The sequence below is a fragment of the Streptomyces sp. NPDC058295 genome, from assembly GCF_042880655.1.
Taxonomy (GTDB): Bacteria; Actinomycetota; Actinomycetes; order Streptomycetales; family Streptomycetaceae; genus Streptomyces; species Streptomyces coriariae.
In genome coordinates this window covers 74,609-90,201 of the sequence record NZ_JBHVYO010000013.1, presented here as the reverse complement: position 1 = coordinate 90,201, position 15,593 = coordinate 74,609, and the positions used below count along the sequence as shown (strand labels likewise).

General features: G+C 71.7%; 12 protein-coding genes. 5 read left to right on the top strand and 7 right to left on the bottom strand.

Going from position 1 to position 15,593, the window contains the following annotated elements:
* Positions 1-19 precede the first annotated feature (19 nt).
* Positions 20-979, bottom strand: a complete 960-nt coding sequence (locus ACFVYS_RS16250) for a helix-turn-helix domain-containing protein (RefSeq protein ID WP_389502552.1) — start codon at positions 977-979, stop codon at positions 20-22.
* A gap of 384 nt (positions 980-1,363) precedes the next feature.
* Here ACFVYS_RS16250 and ACFVYS_RS16245 point away from each other — a divergent pair, with 384 nt between their 5' ends.
* Positions 1,364-1,585, top strand: coding sequence for a hypothetical protein (locus tag ACFVYS_RS16245; protein WP_389502551.1), 222 nt, complete (start codon positions 1,364-1,366; stop codon positions 1,583-1,585).
* A gap of 144 nt (positions 1,586-1,729) precedes the next feature.
* Positions 1,730-2,620: an ANTAR domain-containing protein gene (locus ACFVYS_RS16240; RefSeq protein ID WP_389502549.1), complete on the top strand. Its 891-nt coding sequence runs from the start codon at positions 1,730-1,732 to the stop codon at positions 2,618-2,620.
* Here ACFVYS_RS16240 and ACFVYS_RS16235 read toward each other — a convergent pair.
* From ACFVYS_RS16235 to ACFVYS_RS16220, 4 genes are all read right to left on the bottom strand, one after another.
* Complete coding sequence (locus ACFVYS_RS16235) at positions 2,609-3,697, bottom strand: LacI family DNA-binding transcriptional regulator (protein ID WP_389502547.1); 1,089 nt, start codon at positions 3,695-3,697, stop codon at positions 2,609-2,611. The two genes, ACFVYS_RS16240 and ACFVYS_RS16235, sit on opposite strands and share 12 nt — an antisense overlap.
* Positions 3,698-3,792: 95 nt before the next feature.
* Positions 3,793-6,270 (bottom strand): beta-galactosidase, encoded by a 2,478-nt coding sequence (locus ACFVYS_RS16230; RefSeq protein ID WP_389502545.1) that lies wholly within the window; start codon positions 6,268-6,270, stop codon positions 3,793-3,795.
* Entirely contained in the window at positions 6,270-8,024 is a 1,755-nt protein-coding gene (locus tag ACFVYS_RS16225) for a beta-galactosidase family protein (protein ID WP_389502543.1), read from the bottom strand. The genes ACFVYS_RS16230 and ACFVYS_RS16225 overlap by 1 nt, the downstream gene beginning before the upstream one ends.
* Positions 8,025-8,287: 263 nt before the next feature.
* Entirely contained in the window at positions 8,288-9,403 is a 1,116-nt protein-coding gene (locus tag ACFVYS_RS16220; protein WP_389502719.1) for an MFS transporter, read from the bottom strand.
* 597 nt (positions 9,404-10,000) lie between these two features.
* Here ACFVYS_RS16220 and ACFVYS_RS16215 point away from each other — a divergent pair.
* A complete protein-coding gene (locus ACFVYS_RS16215) occupies positions 10,001-11,500 on the top strand; it encodes an acyltransferase (RefSeq protein ID WP_389502541.1) in 1,500 nt (499 codons plus the stop codon).
* Positions 11,501-11,673: 173 nt separating this feature from the next.
* Here the strand turns inward: ACFVYS_RS16215 and ACFVYS_RS16210 are convergent, their stop codons facing one another.
* Positions 11,674-12,849: a Ku protein gene (locus ACFVYS_RS16210; RefSeq protein WP_389502539.1), complete on the bottom strand. Its 1,176-nt coding sequence runs from the start codon at positions 12,847-12,849 to the stop codon at positions 11,674-11,676.
* Positions 12,850-12,904: 55 nt separating this feature from the next.
* Here ACFVYS_RS16210 and ligD point away from each other — a divergent pair, with 55 nt between their 5' ends.
* Complete coding sequence (gene ligD / locus ACFVYS_RS16205) at positions 12,905-13,786, top strand: non-homologous end-joining DNA ligase (RefSeq protein WP_389502537.1); 882 nt, start codon at positions 12,905-12,907, stop codon at positions 13,784-13,786.
* Positions 13,787-14,028: 242 nt separating this feature from the next.
* On the opposite strand, the gene ACFVYS_RS16200 is transcribed toward ligD, so the two are convergent.
* Positions 14,029-14,832: a nuclease-related domain-containing protein gene (locus ACFVYS_RS16200; protein ID WP_389502535.1), complete on the bottom strand. Its 804-nt coding sequence runs from the start codon at positions 14,830-14,832 to the stop codon at positions 14,029-14,031.
* Positions 14,833-14,972: 140 nt separating this feature from the next.
* Between ACFVYS_RS16200 and ACFVYS_RS16195 the strand changes: the two genes are divergently transcribed.
* Entirely contained in the window at positions 14,973-15,482 is a 510-nt protein-coding gene (locus ACFVYS_RS16195; RefSeq protein WP_082412653.1) for a dual specificity protein phosphatase family protein, read from the top strand.
* Positions 15,483-15,593 lie beyond the last annotated feature (111 nt).

Below are 15,593 nucleotides of genomic sequence, written 5' to 3'. Positions count from 1 at the left end.
GAGAGGCGCTCGATCTCTCTCAGCGGTCCTTGTGCGGTGGTGGCTCTGGTGTGGTCGGGGCGGACCTTCGGTCCTCGGGGGGCGGGGGCTCGGTGAGGCGCGGGGTCGGTGTGGAGTGCCTGGTCACGTAGGTGTCCAGGGGTTCCAAGGCGCCCCAGGCCTGGTCGAAACTGTCCGCGAAATACGCCAGGAACTGGGGATTGTCGACGCTGAATCCCGTGAGTTGTCGGCGACCCGCGCCGGAGAAGGAGAGGAAGGTGACCGTGTCGTCGATGAGGCCCATGTTGTACCAGGCACAGGAAGCGCTCCACGGCATGACGCGTGCCTCGTAGGTGTAGAGATCCTTGACCTCGTCCTGGTGTTGCCTCAGCCACTCGAAGTAGGTCGTTTTCGGTACGCCCTTGCGTTCGGGGACGCCGATGATGCGCCTTACGCTCGCGCACTCGGCCGAATTGTCCCTGGCCCACTGCAATACCGTGTCGTAGTAGGCGGCGGGTTCCGTGGATCCCCATTGGGTGGGCGGGTGGAGCCGTACGTAGGTGAGGCGGATTTCGGATCGGGCCGCGCGAATGTGATCGGCTACGGCCTTGTAGAAGGCGGGAGGGTCCGGGTAACACACCATCTCCGTACGGGAGGTGCTCCGGAACGCATCGGAAAGGTCCGGTGCCGTGCCGAAAGGCCGTGGGTCCCGGGTGGCGTCCGTGGTGTCCCGCTTCAGCTCGTCGAGTTCCGTCTTCGCCGCACGCCACAACCCGCCCCAGTGCGCCCAGTCGCCCCCGAGCGCGGCCACCAGACGTCGGGTGACCGTCTCGCTCGCGAGGCGACGACCGTTGAGCACCTCGGAAACGGTGGCCGGACTGCACTGGGCCCGCGAGGCGATCGTCTTGATCTGAGGCTCACCGGCGGTGATGCGCAACCGTCGTAACTCCGCGGCGAAGCGCCGCACGGGCGGTGCCTCGGGATGCTGGTTGGTGCCCATGGTGCCCCCTCTCATGCGTACCCCACCGGCCGACGCCTACCTCACCGGGCGGATGAGATCGTCCCACCAGATCCTTCGAAGACGCAGAGGTTCGCCGAACTTCATCGGACTGCATCGGACTGCACCGGACTTGGACCTCATCGGGCTTCATCGGGCTTCAGCGGGCCTCACCGAACCTCGCTGGAATTCGGTCGAATTCGGCATCGTGCGCACGGAATGCGCTCGGGTTCCATGTCGATCGGGACATCCGGGAATCCGTGGACGGCCGACCAGGGCGACTGCTCGAATGGCACTCACCTCAGGCAGGACGGGACAGCAGGACAGCAGGACAGCCGGACAGCCGGAAACAAGACAGCTGCACAGGACAGGAAGAGGTGAGGATGCGTGGGCATCACCTTTCGGGCCGTACTTCACGATCACTACATGGGATTCCTGGCGATTCTCGTGATCGGCGTCATCCTGATCATCGCAGGGAACGGGATTTCGGAATCCACGTCGATCTATCTGGACGGCGTATTCGGTGTGGCCGGGCTGGTCGCCGCCTATGCGGTCACCGCGCCGCCCGGCCCGCGCACCGCCCCGCACCCGCACCCGCACCCGCTGTGAGACGGACGTCGGCGGGTTTACTCGGCAGGCTTCCGGTTAGGCGTTGGCAGTGCTTGGTAAGGAGGTACGCCCCCGGCCGGGGAGCGCCCGCCGGGTTCACTGTCGTCCGTTGTTTCGGACTCACCCCGGATTGGAGCCCTTGGTATGAGCCAGCTGTCCCGGCACCCCGCCGAAGGAGGCTCGGCGGCCGATGTGTCCGGCTCCGGGTCCCGCGAGGGGAGCGGACCGCAGTGGCGGCAGGACGATCTCGATCTGCGCAACCGTCTGTACGGCCGCGCCGGGGTCGCCCGTGCCGAAGGGGTGCTGCTCGACCGCTACCGTCTCGGCTCCACCGATGAGGCGTTCGCGCTGATGAAGAGCGCCTCCCAGCAGTTCAACATCAAGCTCTCCACACTCGCCGACGCCGTCGTACGCACCCCCGCGCCCGATGCCGACACCGAGCTGTGGTTCCCCGGCCGGGTGCGGCGCGGTCCGCCCGCGCTTCCCGGGCTCCCCGTGGAGCGTGGCAACGGCACCAGCCAGGGCGCTGTCATCGCGGCGACCCTGCAACGGGTGCTGTCGATCACCCAGACGCCCATGGGCAACGTCCAGCTGAGCGAGCGAGGTCGGCTCCGGCTGGCCCGGCATACCGGCCTGAACAGGTACTTCAGCGACTTCTTCGCCTTCGTCGACGCCCCGACCACGTCCTGCTCGCAGGCGGCCGGCCAGCGTCGGCAGGTCACCGTGCGGGACGTGGAGTCGGCGCCGGTGTTCGACGAGGCCTCCCGCCACGCCATCCTCCAGACCGGCAGTCGCGCCGCGCACAGTGTTCCGCTGGTGAACCGGATGGGCGTGCCGCTGGGAATGGTGTCCTCCCATCACGAGCGGCCGCTGACCGGTTTCACCCATGCCGAGCTGGCAGCCCTCCGGCAGACCGGCAGCGATGTCGGCCGGTGGCTGGCCTGGCACTGGAACACCGTCGTGCTGGACGCCCTGGAGTATCTGCATGCCACGGCCCTGCAGGGCCCGCGCGAGGGAACCCGGTCAGACCTGTGATCCGTGTTGCCGTGGGCTGGCCGTGCTGTGGCGGACGCACAGGTCGACGGGGACGATCGTGAGCGGGCTTCCGGGGGTCGACGGGCTGTCGATGCGGTCCAGCAGGATGCGCAGGGAGATCGTGCCGATGTCCGTGAAGTCCGTACGGATCGTGGTCAGTGGGGGAAGGAAGTGGGCGGCCTCGGGGATGTCGTCGTAGCCGACGACACTGACGTCCTCCGGGACCCGGCGGCCCGCCTCGTACAGGGCGCGCAGGACGCCGAGGGCCATCTGGTCGTTCGACACGAAGATCGCGGTGACGGACGGGTCCTTCGCCAGTTCGCGGCCCAGGTCGTAGCCCGAGTCGGCGCTCCAGTCGCCGAAGAGGGGGGTGTGCGCCTCGGCTCCGGCCGCTTCGAGGGTGGCGCGCCAGCTCTCCGCCCGGCGGTCCGCCGAGGTCCAGCCCGCCGGGCCCGCCAGGTGGTGGACCGTGGGGTGGCCGAGGGAGAGGAGGTGCCGGGTGGCCTTGCGGGCGCCGGTGCGGGCGTCCGAGGTGACCATGGGGGTGCCGTCACCCAGGTCGTTGTCCATGACGACCAGCGGGGTGTCCAGGTGGGCCTCGGCGAGCGCGCGGGCCACCCGGACCTGGGGAGCGATCGCGATCACGCCGTCCGCGCCCTCCGCCGACAGCCGGTCCGCGGCCCGTACCACCGTGTCCCGGTCCGCGGTGTCCAGCGCGATCGAGCTCACCAGGTAACCGGCTTCCTGCGCCGCCGTGTTGATCGCGGTCAGGGTCGAGGCGGGGCCGTAGCGGGCCGCGTCGAACGAGATCACGCCGAGCATGCGGGTGCGGCCGCTGGCCAGCGAGCGGGCGCTGCTGCTGGGGCGGTAGCCGAGGGTGCGCATGGCCGCCCGGACCGCCTCCCGGGTCTCGGCGCGGACGGCCGGGTGGTCGTTGAGCACCCGCGAGACCGTCTGCTTGGAGACTCCGGCCAGTTTCGCGACGTCGTCCATGACCGGACGTGAGCCCGCGAAGTTGCGTCTGCTGCGTCCCCTGGACGCCGGGCCGGCCGGGCCGTCGGCGGCGCTTCGGGTCATGGTGGGGGCTTCTTCCTCGGGACTGGTCCGGGGCCAGTCGCGCTGGGCCGCCCGGCGGACCCACAGGATAGGCCGGGCGGACGAGGACGCGCGGGTCAGGTCGTGCCGAGCCGCCAGGTGCGGGTCGTGATCCGTTCGACGTGCCGTACCTCGGCGATTCCGGCCGTCGGGGCGAGGGGAAGGTGGACCGCCGCGTCGGCGGCGAGCGGCAGGATTCTCAGGGTGAGCGGCTCGCCGGGCGGGAGTCGGTCGAACGCGATGTCCCACGGGCGGCCCGTGAAGAACTGGTCGGCGACCAGTGTGTCCCCCACATAGGCGCGGGCCACGTCACCGGTCCAGTGCAGGCGCAGCAGGTCGGATCCGGGCGGGGGCGGAGTGGCGGCGGTGCGGGACGGCGGTACGTCGACGCGGTAGACGGCCGCCTTCGTGTCGTAGTGCTCGTCGGCGGGGGCGCTCGCCCGTCCCAGTACGCCCGCCCGCGGGGCCGGGGCCGGGCCCGCCGGGCGGAGCGCGGTGAGGGTGGGGGCGGGGACGGTGAGCGCGTCCTCGTCGGGGACGAGTGTGTAGCGGGTCAGGGCGCCGTCCTGGCTCTCCTTCACCGTGGCACCGGGTGTCGTCGGCGGGCGGTGCGGGGCAGGGAGGACGGAGAGGGCGATGGTCGAGGCGGGGGTACCCGATCCCCTGCCGTCCGCTCCGCCCGTTCCGTCTGCTCCGTTCGCTCCGTTCGCTCCGTCCGCGGGGCGGGGGTGGATGCGTACCTCGCCGGTCGTCGCGTCGAAGACCACGCCCTCGGGGCACAGGACGAGTCGCTGCGCGCCCCAGGCCTCGCCCCGGTAGGCGGTGCGGGCGGTGGCCGCGTCCAGCACCAGGAGGGCGACCCGGTCGCCGGCCGGGGTCTCCGTCTCGACGAGGGCGTCCGTGCCGGGGCGCAGGCCGGTGATCAGGATGCGGTCGTCGTCGGTCACGGCCGCGACGTCCGCACCGGGCGGGGCGGCTACGGACCTCACCGTCCCTGCTTCCAGGGCCAGTTCGGGCGCGATGCCGTCCGTCGCCGCCAGGACCAGGACGGTACGGCCGTCGTCGTCCACGACCGTGCAGACGGGCTGGGCGGTGGCCCAGTCCAGGCGCAGGCCCGCCACGTCCAGGCGCAGCGGCCAGCAGAAGTAGGCACCCATGGGGACGGTGACAGGGGTGCTGGGGAGGGTGAGGGGCGGGGCCTCGGGGAAACCGATCGTGAAGCTGGTGTCCGGGTGGTCCGGGAGTGGCTCGTGCGGCTGGTGGTTGGTGACGAAGAGGAAGCCCGAGGTGCGCCCGTCGGCGCGGACCGCCCAGCGCAGGGTGTCGCGGTCGTGCTGGCCTCGCGGACGGCCGTCCGGCAGTACCGACCGCATGGGGGCGATCACCTCGCCGAAGTCCGCCAACAGCAGGTGCTGGAGGCGGAGTTCGTCGTACGAGGGGCGGTACTGGCCGTATTCGCCGAGGGGGGCCTGGAAGTCGTACGTCAGGACGGGGAGGTCGTTGGGGTAGGCGGTGGCGTGGGACTCCTGGAGGGTCGTCCGCTCCCCCGTCGGGTTGGTGCCGCCGTGGAACATGTAGTAGCCCTGCCAGACCGAACCGCAGCCGATCTTCGTGAGGCCGAGGGCGCCGATGTCGGCCGCGTCGACCCGCGGACGGCGGTGGTAGGCGACGGCCATGCCACCGCCCAACTCACAGGTGGTCCAGGGGAATCGGTCCGCGTAGGTGTCGGGATCCGTGCCGCGTACGGTCGTCGGGCGCAGGTCGGCGCCGATGCCCTCGTCGTCGCGCTGGTGGGTGAAGAAGAAGTGCTTGCGGCAGGTGTCGGGCCAGCCGCCGTCGGCCTCGGTCCAGAAGGCCTCGGGGTAGCCGCCGTAGAGGGGGAGCAGTTCGTCGTCGGGGAGGTGGACTCCGCCCCATGCCGTCGAGGTCCAGAGGGGGGCGCCGAGGCCGGCCTGCTGGGCCATGCGCTTCAGCGTGCGGAGGTGGTGGGGCCGGTCGTAGAGCTCGTTCTCGATCTGGATCGCGACGATCGGGCCGCCGTGCGCACGGTCCAGGCCGTCCAGTTGCGAAGCGATCGCCTCCCACCAGGGGCGGACGGCGGTCAGGTACGCCGGGTCGTCGGTGCGGGGGGCCGCGGTGCGGGCGAGCACCCAGTCGGGGAGGCCGCCGTTGCGGACCTCCGCGTGCGACCACGGGCCGATGCGGGGGATGAAGTCCAGGCCGTGGCGGGCGCAGAGCCGGGCGAAGCGGCGCAGGTCCCGGTCGCCGTCGAAGCGGACGCGGCCCTCGGTCTCCTCGTGGTGGATCCAGATGACGTACGAGGCGACGGCCGTGACCCCGCCCGCCTTCATCTTCAGCAGCTCCTCCTCCCACTCCCGGGCCGGGTACCGGGAGTAGTGGAACTCCCCCGAGACCGGGAACCAGGGGCGGCCGCCCCGGGTCAGCCAGCGGCTGGTCACCTCGATGGGGTCGGGGACGGTGGGGGCGTCGGCGAAGGGGAGGTGGCCCCGGAGCGGGGGCCCGGAGGGGGGCGGAATGCTCACCCGGTGCCGCATCAGGACCGCTCCGGGCCGAGGTCGGGGGTGTCGGTGAGGTGGGCGTCGAGGGTGGTGGTGCCGTGCAGTTCGAGGACGACCAGCTCGTTGACGCCGGGGCGCAGGGCGGGGGCCGGGACGTAGAGGGTGCGCTGCGGGCCGCGGCTCCAGTAGCGGCCGAGGTGGAACCCGTTGACCCAGGCCTGGCCCTTCGTCCAGCCGGGGAGCGAGAGGAAGGTGTCGGCGGGGGTCAGCACCTCGAACGTGCCGCGGTGCAGGGCGGGTTCGGCGGAGGTGGGGTGCTCGGCCGGCGTGAACACGGCGGTGACCGGTACGTCGTCCAGGGGCAGTGCGTGGGAGTCCCAGCCGTGCAGGGGTGTGCCGTCGAGCGTGACCGGACCCAGCAGGCCCTTGGGAACGCCGATGCGGGGGCCGTAGTTGACCCGTCCCATGTTCTCCACGAGCACCTCGAGCACGGCGTCGGGGCGGGGGACGTGGACGGGCAGCGTCTCGTCGTAGCGTTCGCGTTCGAGTACGCCCGCGGGGGCGCCGTCCAGGAAGACCTGGGCGCGGTCCCCCACTCCCCCGGCGAAGTGCAGGAGGCCGGGCCCGGGGGTGGGAACGGTGGTCCGGTACAGGGTGTACCCGGAGCGTTGGTTCAGCTCGTCGGCGGAGCGGGGGTCCGTGGCGTGCACGGGACGGCCGGCGAGGGGGAGAAGGGCGGCGCGGTCGGTCAACCGGACCGTGGTCGGGGGGAGTTTGGGCGACGGGACGGGCACCGGCTCGTCCGGGACCGGGGCGTGGCGGGCGATGACCTCACGGAAGGCGTGGTACTTCGGGCCGGGGTCGCCGCTCTCGGTGAGCGGGGCGTCGTAGTCGTAGGAGGTGACCGTGGGCACGTAGGCGTGGTGGTGGTTGGCGCCGTTGCCGTAACCGAAGTTGGTGCCGCCGTGGAACATGTAGATGTTGACGGAGGCGCCCGCCGCGAGGAGCCGGTCGAGGTCGGCGGCGGCGTCCTCGGCGTCCCTTCCGTGGTGCGGGCCGCCCCAGTGGTCGAACCAGCCGATCCAGAACTCCCCGCACATCAGGGGGCCTTCGGGCTGTGCCTCGCGGAGCCGCCGGAGGGACTGGTCCACGCGGCTGCCGAACGTGCCGGTGGCGAGGACACCGGGCAGCACGCCGTTCTTGAGGTGATCGCCGTCGGTCTGGTCGCAGGTGAAGAGGAGTTCCTCGACGCCGCGTGAGCGGAGCGAGTGCTCGAGGTGTTTGAGGTAGGCGATGTCGTCGCCGTAGGCGCCGTACTCGTTCTCCACCTGTACGGCGATGACCGGGCCGCCCGATGCCGCCATGTGCGGCAGGAGCGGGGGGAGGAGGAGGTCCAGGTAGCGGTCGACGACGTCCGTGAAGCGGGGGTCGCTGGTGCGCAGGCGGATGTCGGGGTCGGTGGTGAGCCAGTGCGGCAGCCCGCCGCCGTCCCACTCGGCGCAGATGAAGGGGCCGGGGCGCAGGAGGACGTGCAGGCCCTCCGCGGCGGCCAGCCGCAGGAAGCGGGGCAGGTCGAGGAGTCCGTCGAGGACGAGGGTGCCGGGTTCGGGCTGGTGGAAGTTCCACGGGATGTACGTCTCGACGGTGTTCAGGCCCATGAGGCGGGCCTTGCGCAGCCGGTCGGCCCACTGGTCGGGGTGGACGCGGAAGTAGTGCAGGGCGCCGGAGAGGATGCGGAACGGTTCGCCGTCGAGGAGGAAACCGTCGGAGGTCGTGGTCAGGGCTGGCATGCGGGTCCCTTCGTGGAAACGGACGTGCGGGTGCGTTCTCGTGCTCGGGTGCGTTCTCCGTGCGCGTGCTCGGTCTCGGTCTGGTGCGCGTGCTCGGTCTCGGGCGCGTTCTCCGTGCGCGGGCGCGTGCTTCGGGGTGTCCGCTCGTCGGGGCGGACCTGTGGGTGCGTGGCTGTGCCTCGGGATGCCCGCGGGGCGGCGACGGGGTCGGCCGCCCCGCCCGGGCCATCGGTGCCGCGTGGCGGCCGGGAGCGGCGGGGCGGTCACCGCGCGGGCTTCGGGTGGGTCGCCCGGGTCAGCCAGAGGGTGGCCGCGAGGCAGACGGCGGAGACCGCGGCGAGGAGGAGCGGGACCGCTCGGACGCCGGACCACTCGATGACCTTGCCGAGCGCCGGGCCCGCCGCGACGCCGCCCATCATGGACGCGGCGATGACGACCGCCCCGGCTCGGCGGGCGTGCGGGGCGGCCCGGTGCAGCCAGGGCAATCCGGTGGGGAAGATCGGTGCGATGAAGAGGCCCACGCCTGCGTAGGCGAAGGGCGCCAGCTCCGGTACGGCCGCCAGCAGAAGGCAGCCGGTCATGCCCGCGCAGGAGACCGTGATGATGGTCTGGGCGGAGAAGCGAAGCGCGATCGGGGCGACCACGAATCGGCCGACGGTCATCATCAGCCAGTACACGGAGGTCGCGGTGGCCGCGACACCGGCGCCGTGCCCGACGGTCTCCAGGTGCGTGGGTTCCCAGCCGCCCACACCCGCCTCGATGCCGACGTGCAGGACGTAGAGGGTGACGAAGACGGCGAGGACGGACCGCAGGGCGCGGTCGGCCGGCGTCGACACCCCGGCGGACGTGGGGTGCTCCGGGGACTGCGGCGGCCGTGGCGGGCTGTCGCGTACGCCGCGCAGACAGAACAGCAGGGGCAGGTTGGCGAGCGCGAAGACCAGGAAGACGACGGGGTAGTGCTCGGCGCCCACCACCCCGATCAGGACCGGGCCGAGGATCGCGCCGATGCCGAAGTGGGCGTTGAGGATGTTGAGCATCGCGGTGGAACGGTGGCCGAAGCCGACCGCGAAGAGTTGGTTGAGGCCGTAGTCGATACCGCCGAAGCCGAACCCGGCGAGGAGCGCGGCGGTGAGGGCGAGCGGCCAGTTCGGCGCGACCGCGAAGCCTGCCGAACCGACGGCCATCAGCAGATACGAGGCGGCCAGGATCCGCCGGTTGCCGGTGCGGCCGTACAACCGGTCGAAGAGGAGGACTCCCGCGACACCGCCGACGAAGTGCGCGCTGAGCCCGAGCCCCGCGACGGAGGGCGAGAGCCCGAACTCTTCGCGCAGGGCCGGGATCGCGGGGCCGTAGAACGCCTGGAGAGCGCCGATGAGCATGAAGCCGACGCAGGAGGCGACCACGGCCGGCAACGTGAAGACGGGGGCGGGGACAGGGGCCGGGGCGGGGACGGGGGCGGGGCTGGGGCTGGGGCTGGGGTTCGAGCCGACGCTGGTGACATCGGTCGCGCCGTCGGACGAGCCCTTGGTCGCTTCGCCGGTCCTGTCGCCGGTCCTGTCGTCGGTCGTGCCGACGGTGGAGTCCGGCGTGGGGGAGCCGGCCGGGGCGCGCTGCGCCGTGGGGTGGTCGGTCACGCGGACTCCCGAGGGCGGACGGCCCACCTCTGCGTGGGCGTGCGGTTGGTGCTCCGACGGACAACGATGTTACCGGTAACATTCGGGGCGTCAAGATGCCCGACGTGTAGTCGATGCTCTTGGACTCCGGGTCTCCGGGCGTTGTCAGTGGTGGCTGTCAGCATGGGTGCAGGGTCGAGGCGTCGCCGGGACTCGCGTGCGCGGAGGAGGTGCGGACGGCGGCTGCCCGACCGCTGTTTCGGGTGGCAGGGGGCGGCCGACCGGTGTCGTCCCGGGTACGGCTTGGTTGCGACAAGGACTATTCGCCGCAGGGGAGTTGGGGGGCGAGGCAGCATGCGACGTATGAGCCGAGACCGGTATGTCGACTTCCTGCGGGCGTGGGCGATCCTGCTCGTCGTGCTGGGGCACTGGCTGATCACCGGGCTGATCCGGCAGCCGGACGGCGAGATCACCGCCCCGGAGCTGCTGGCGACCGTGCCCTGGACGCAGTGGCTGACCCTGGGCTTCCAGATCATGCCGTTGTTCTTCCTCGCCGGTGGACATGCCGCCGGAGGCTCCTGGGCGCGGGCTCGGGCCGCCGGTGGGAGCGCCGCGGGGTGGGTGGGGCAGCGTGCCATGCGGCTGCTGCTGCCCACGGCCGTGTACAGCGGTCTCGTGCTGCTCGCCGTGGGGGTGTGCTCCGCGCTCGGCGTGGACCGCGCCACCCTCGCGCTGGTGGGGTGGGCGATGGCCATGCAGTTCTGGTTCCTGCCGGTGTATCTGCTGCTCAGTGCCCTGACGCCGGTGCTGTACTCCCTTCATGAACGGTGGGGCGTGCGCGTCCCTGTGGGCATGGGCGTGGTGGGGCTCGGTGTCGGCATGCTCGTGGCGGCGGGCGACGCGTCCTCGCGCGGCTCGGCCGTCGAGGCGATCGGGGCGCTCAACTACCTGCTCGTGTGGGGTGTCGTCTACCAGCTCGGTCTCTGCTGGCGGGACGGGCTGCTGGGCGGCGACGGGGTGACGGCGTCGCGGGCGCGGAGACGGGCGGTGGCCATGGCGGTGGGGGGCGGGGCGGGGTTCGCCCTGCTCGTCGGGCCCGGGCCGTTTCCCGTCAGTCTGATCCTGGTGACCGGGGAGGAACTGAGCAACACCAATCCCCCGTCGGCGGCCATGCTGGCGTGGAGCCTGGCTCAGGTCGGGGTGGCGCTGCTGGTCGCACCGGTCGTGCGACGGGTGCTGGAGCGGGCCCGGGTGCGGCGGGCGGTGCGGGTACTGGGGGCCGGCAGCATGGCGCTCTACCTCTGGCACATGCTGCCGGTGCTGATCGTCGCCGCCGCCTTCTACCTGACCGGGCTCGCCCCCGAACCCCGCTACGGCTCGGCGGGTTGGTGGGCACTGCGAGTGCCGTGGCTGCTGGTGCTGGGGGGTGTCCTGGTGATGGTGTTGCGGGCGTTGCGGCCACTGGAGCGGGCGCTGGCCTCCGTGGAGGTGCGCGTGCGGCCCGGCACGGGGATCCGGGGGGCGGCGGCCTGGCGGATGTGGGCCGGGCTCGGCGCGAGCGTCTGGGCGCTGACGTATTTCGCGGGGCACGGGTTCGCGTACGGCGGCGAGTTCCCGGTGTGGCCGGCCGTGGGGCTGGGACTGGGCGTGGTCACGCTGTGCGGGGTCTTCCCCGGCCCGGGTGACGGGAGCGACAGGAGCGACGCTGACGACAACGACGGCGGCACCGAGGACCAGGAGTCAGGGGAAGCACCGCGTTCGGGACGGGCACAGCGGTCGGGGCGGGCACGCCGGGATCGAGGGGCGCCCGAGGAGGCTGCCCGACTTGGCAGATCCTCCGCCGAAAGGGACGCGCGCAGGTGAGTGCGCGAGGTCGGTGAGGTCGGTGAGGGGAGTGCAGCGGAGGGGGCGGAGGGTGGAGATGGTTGGGGGTCGAGGCAGGAGGGGTGGAGGCGGAAGGGGTGGAGATGGTTGGGGGTCGAGGCGGGAGCGGTTGAGGCGGGAGGGGTGGAGGTGGGGCTCGGTTGCGGGCGGGGTCAGGCCGTGCGCTTGCGGGCCGTCGTCGTCTTCTTGGCAGCCGACTTCTTCGTCGTCCCCTTCGCCGTCGTCCCCTTGGCCGTCGTCTTCTTCTCGGCGGCCTTCTTGGCTGTGGTCTTCGTCGCCGCCGTGTTCTTCGTCGCCGCCGTGCTCTTCGACGCCGTTGCCTTCTTCGCCGGCTGCGTGGACCTCGCCGTCTTCGACGTCGACTTCCTCGGTGCCGCCGTGGTCTTCTTCGCCGTGGCCGTCGAGGTCGACTTCTTGCCGCCCGTCCCCTTGGGCGCCGTACGGGCCGACCTGCGCTGCGAAAGGTGCCTGACCTCGGCCCCCGACTCCGTGTCCTCCCCCGCCTCCTCCGTCTCTGTCTCCGTCTCCGAAGCGGCCTGCTCCGGTTCCTCGCCGCGCGACTGCTTCGCCGCCCGCACGCTCTTCTCCAGGGCCGCCATCAGATCCAGCACCTTGCCGCTGGACGGCGCGGACGGCGCCTCGGGGGGTGCCTCGCCGGCCGCCTTCGCCGCCACGACCTCCTCCACCGCCTCGCGGTACTCGTCGTGCAGGTCGTCCAGGTCGACCTCGCCGAGGGTGTCCATCAGGGCGTCCGCGAGGTCGAGCTCCTTGTCGCGGACGGTGACCGAGGTGTCCGGGGCAACGCCTTCCGGTGCGCGGACCTCGTCCGGCCAGAGCAGACCGTGCATGGCGATCGCCTCGCCGACCACGCGGAGCATCCCGAGCCGCTCGCGGCCGCGCAGGGCGTACTTCGCGATCGCCACCTTGTGGCTGCGCTTCAGGGCCTCCCTGAGCAGCGTGTACGGCTTCGCCGCCGGGGCACCGCCCGCCTGGAGGTAGTAGGCGGCGTCCATCTGGAGCGGGTCGATCCGGTCGGCCGGGACGAAGGCCACGATCTCGATGGTCCTGGCGGTCGGGAGCGGCAGATGGGACAGGTCCTCGTCGGTGATCGGGATGATCGTGCCGTCCGCGTCCTCCCATCCCTTGCCGATCTCCGCCGAGCTCACCTCGCGGTCCTCCAGCTCGCAGACCTTGCGGTAGCGGATGCGGCCGCCGTCCTCCGTGTGGATCTGGCGGAAGGAGATCGAGTGGCTCTCGGTGGCGTTCACCAGCTTGATCGGGATGCTGACGAGGCCGAAGGAGATGGCGCCGTTCCAAATGGATCTCACGTGCAGCGCCCTCCTGAATGAGCCTTATGTGATGGTTTCATGTGATTCTCATCGTATGACGCCGATCACGGAGGTGGAGGGGAGACGGCTCGCGCTCAGCAATCTGGAGAAGGTGCTGTATCCGGCGACCGGCTTCACCAAGGGCGAGGTGCTGCACTACTACGCGACCGTCGCCGACGCCCTGCTCCCCCATCTGCGCGACCGGCCGCTGTCCTTCCTGCGCTATCCGGACGGGCCCGACGGGCAGATCTTCTTCGCCAAGAACGTGCCGCCGGGGGCGCCCGAATGGGTCACCACCGCCGAGGTGCCCCGGTCGGAGGGGCCCGCCCGGATGGTGGTCGTACAGGATCTGGCGAGTCTGGTCTGGGCGGCGAACCTCGTCACGGAGTTCCATACGCCCCAGTGGGTGATCCAGGATCCGGAGACCGCCGACCGGCTCGTCCTCGACCTCGATCCCGGCGCGCCCGCGACCGTCGTCGAGTGCTGCGAGGTCGCGGTGTGGCTGCGGGAGCGGCTCGCCGCGGACGGGATCGAGGCGTTGCCGAAGACGTCCGGGTCGAAGGGGCTGCATCTGCTGGCGGCGGTGCGGGGGGCCTCCTCCGAACGGGTCACGGAGTACGCGAAGCAGCTCGCCGTGGAGGCGGAGCGGGCGATGCCCCGGCTGGTTCTGCACCGGATGACGCGGAGTCTGCGGCCGGGGAAGGTGTTCGTGGACTGGAGTCAGAACGCGGCGCGGAAGACGACCGCGACGCCGTACACCTTGCGGGCGCGGGCCGAGCCGACCGTGTCGGCGCCGGTCACCTGGGAGGAGGTAGAGGAGTGCCGGTCCGCCGGGACGCTCACGTTCACGGCCACCGACGTCGCTCCGCGGCTTCAGGACTTCGGGGATCTGCTGGCGCCGCTGCTCGACGCCGGGCGGGCGGGGACGGTGCCTTGATCGGGCCCTCGAGCCCGGTCCTTCTCCTCGGGCCCGGCCCTTCTTCCCGGGTCCGCTCCTGCTTCTCCGGCGCGCTCGTTCTTCTCGCCCCCGCCGCCCCTACCCGTCCCGTCCCGCCCCTACCCGTCCCGTCCTCACCAGGGGCACTTCCCCTTCGACCCCTTCAGAGGCTCCGCCCCCTGGACCCCCGTTTCGGCCTGAACGGCCTCGTCCTCAATCGCCGGACGGGCTGAGCAGCAGAGTCACATCCTCGCCCACGTCCCCCGGTCGCGGGCCATCGCGTGCAGGGCTTCCACGTCCGCCGGCTTCAGTACGCCGCCGAGACGGGTCAGGTCGGTGAGCTCGGTGTCGGTCAGGACGCGGACCTCGCGCGGGGGGACGGTGACGGAGACGCCGGTCGGGCCGACCAGGGCCAGTACCGGGCGGACCTCGGCCGTCAGGGCGTGGGACGCGCGGTCGGCGTCGCCACGCACCCGGCGCAGGAGGGGCTGCGGATCCCGGCGGCCCAGGCCGACCAGGGGATCGGAGATCCGGACCCGCCGCTTACGGGCGTACAGCGCGTGGACCGCGAACAGGCCGGCCGGGCCGATGGCCAGGTGGTGGACGCGGTCCCCGCCGGGGAGGGGCAGGGAGTGCAGCGTGTGCCAGCCCGCGCCGTCGAGGCGGTCCAGGGCCACGCCGACGGTCTGCTCGGCTGCCAGGGCGTGGCGGCGCGGGTCGGCTCGGAGACGGTGGGCGGTTCCCGGGTCGCGGTCCAGGTCGATCAGGAGGGCCTCGCCGGGGCGGTTGGGTGCCAGGTCGTCGTCGGGGTGGAGGGAGAGCCGGGCCAGTTCCGCGGGCGTGGGGACCGGGGGCGGGCCGACCGTGAACGGTCCGGTGATGAAGGGGCCCAGGGCCTCCAGGACGTCCTCTCTGCGGCTCTCCCCGATCAGGTTGATCCTGGCCGCCTCACGGTCGTACCAGGCGATGTTCCTGCCGTCCGTGAGACATACGTAGAGCCGCTCCTGGCCATGCCGCCAGGTCGGTATGACGCGCAGTCCGTTCATGCACCATCACCCCACGACCATGGGAACAGGAGGGGCGCTCCGGGGGCAAGAAGGCGGTTACCTTCGAGGGGAGTTGGGCAGGCACTGAGCAGCGGTCTGGAGAGGCGCCGTTACCGGGCAGCGCGTTTGGGGAGGCGCCGTTGCGAACCCGCAGGAAGCAACTCGACGTACCGCCTCCGGACCGTCCGTGGAGCGAGATCGTGCCCGGCCTGTGGATGGGCGGGCACGAGTTCAGAGGACGCTCCGGTGAACTCGAACTCGCCGTGGTGCGGGGTGAGTTCGATCTCGTCCAGACGTTGACACGGGCCCGGCAGGGACATGGGCCCGACCCCGGGGTGCAGCATCACGTGTGGCCGATTCCGGACGGTCCGCTGGACGGGACCCAGCTCGCCGGGGTGATCCGGCTGGCGCGGGCCGCGGAGGACGCGATGGACGACGGCCGGACGGTTCTCGTCCGCTGTTACAGCGGCTACAACCGGTCCGGCCTGGTCATCGCCCACACACTGGTGCGCAGGGGGCACTCGGCCGAGGAGGCGATCCGGCTGATACGGTCGCGGCGCTCACCGTGGGCCCTGCACAACGAGTTGTTCGTGGAGTACCTGCGGGCGGGGCTGCCGACGGCCAGGCTTTTGGAGGAACTGGCCGAATAATCGTTTCGCCATAGTCAGGACCCCGGCACCTCCAGCGCTTCGCCACCCCCGGCCCACCAGTACGCAAAACGGACTTCCTTACGAATAAGGTGTACGGGCCTGACACCGTCG

Coding starts and splice junctions, on each gene's coding strand:
- ACFVYS_RS16240 (WP_389502549.1), top strand. CDS start 1,730: ATGAGCCAGCTGTCCCGGCACCCCGCCGAAGGAGGCTCGGCGGCCGAT.
- ACFVYS_RS16220 (WP_389502719.1), bottom strand. CDS start 9,403: ATGCTCATCGGCGCTCTCCAGGCGTTCTACGGCCCCGCGATCCCGGCC.
- ACFVYS_RS16235 (WP_389502547.1), bottom strand. CDS start 3,697: ATGACCCGAAGCGCCGCCGACGGCCCGGCCGGCCCGGCGTCCAGGGGA.
- ACFVYS_RS16200 (WP_389502535.1), bottom strand. CDS start 14,832: ATGAACGGACTGCGCGTCATACCGACCTGGCGGCATGGCCAGGAGCGG.
- ACFVYS_RS16250 (WP_389502552.1), bottom strand. CDS start 979: ATGGGCACCAACCAGCATCCCGAGGCACCGCCCGTGCGGCGCTTCGCC.
- ligD (WP_389502537.1), top strand. CDS start 12,905: ATGACGCCGATCACGGAGGTGGAGGGGAGACGGCTCGCGCTCAGCAAT.
- ACFVYS_RS16215 (WP_389502541.1), top strand. CDS start 10,001: ATGAGCCGAGACCGGTATGTCGACTTCCTGCGGGCGTGGGCGATCCTG.
- ACFVYS_RS16230 (WP_389502545.1), bottom strand. CDS start 6,270: ATGCGGCACCGGGTGAGCATTCCGCCCCCCTCCGGGCCCCCGCTCCGG.
- ACFVYS_RS16225 (WP_389502543.1), bottom strand. CDS start 8,024: ATGCCAGCCCTGACCACGACCTCCGACGGTTTCCTCCTCGACGGCGAA.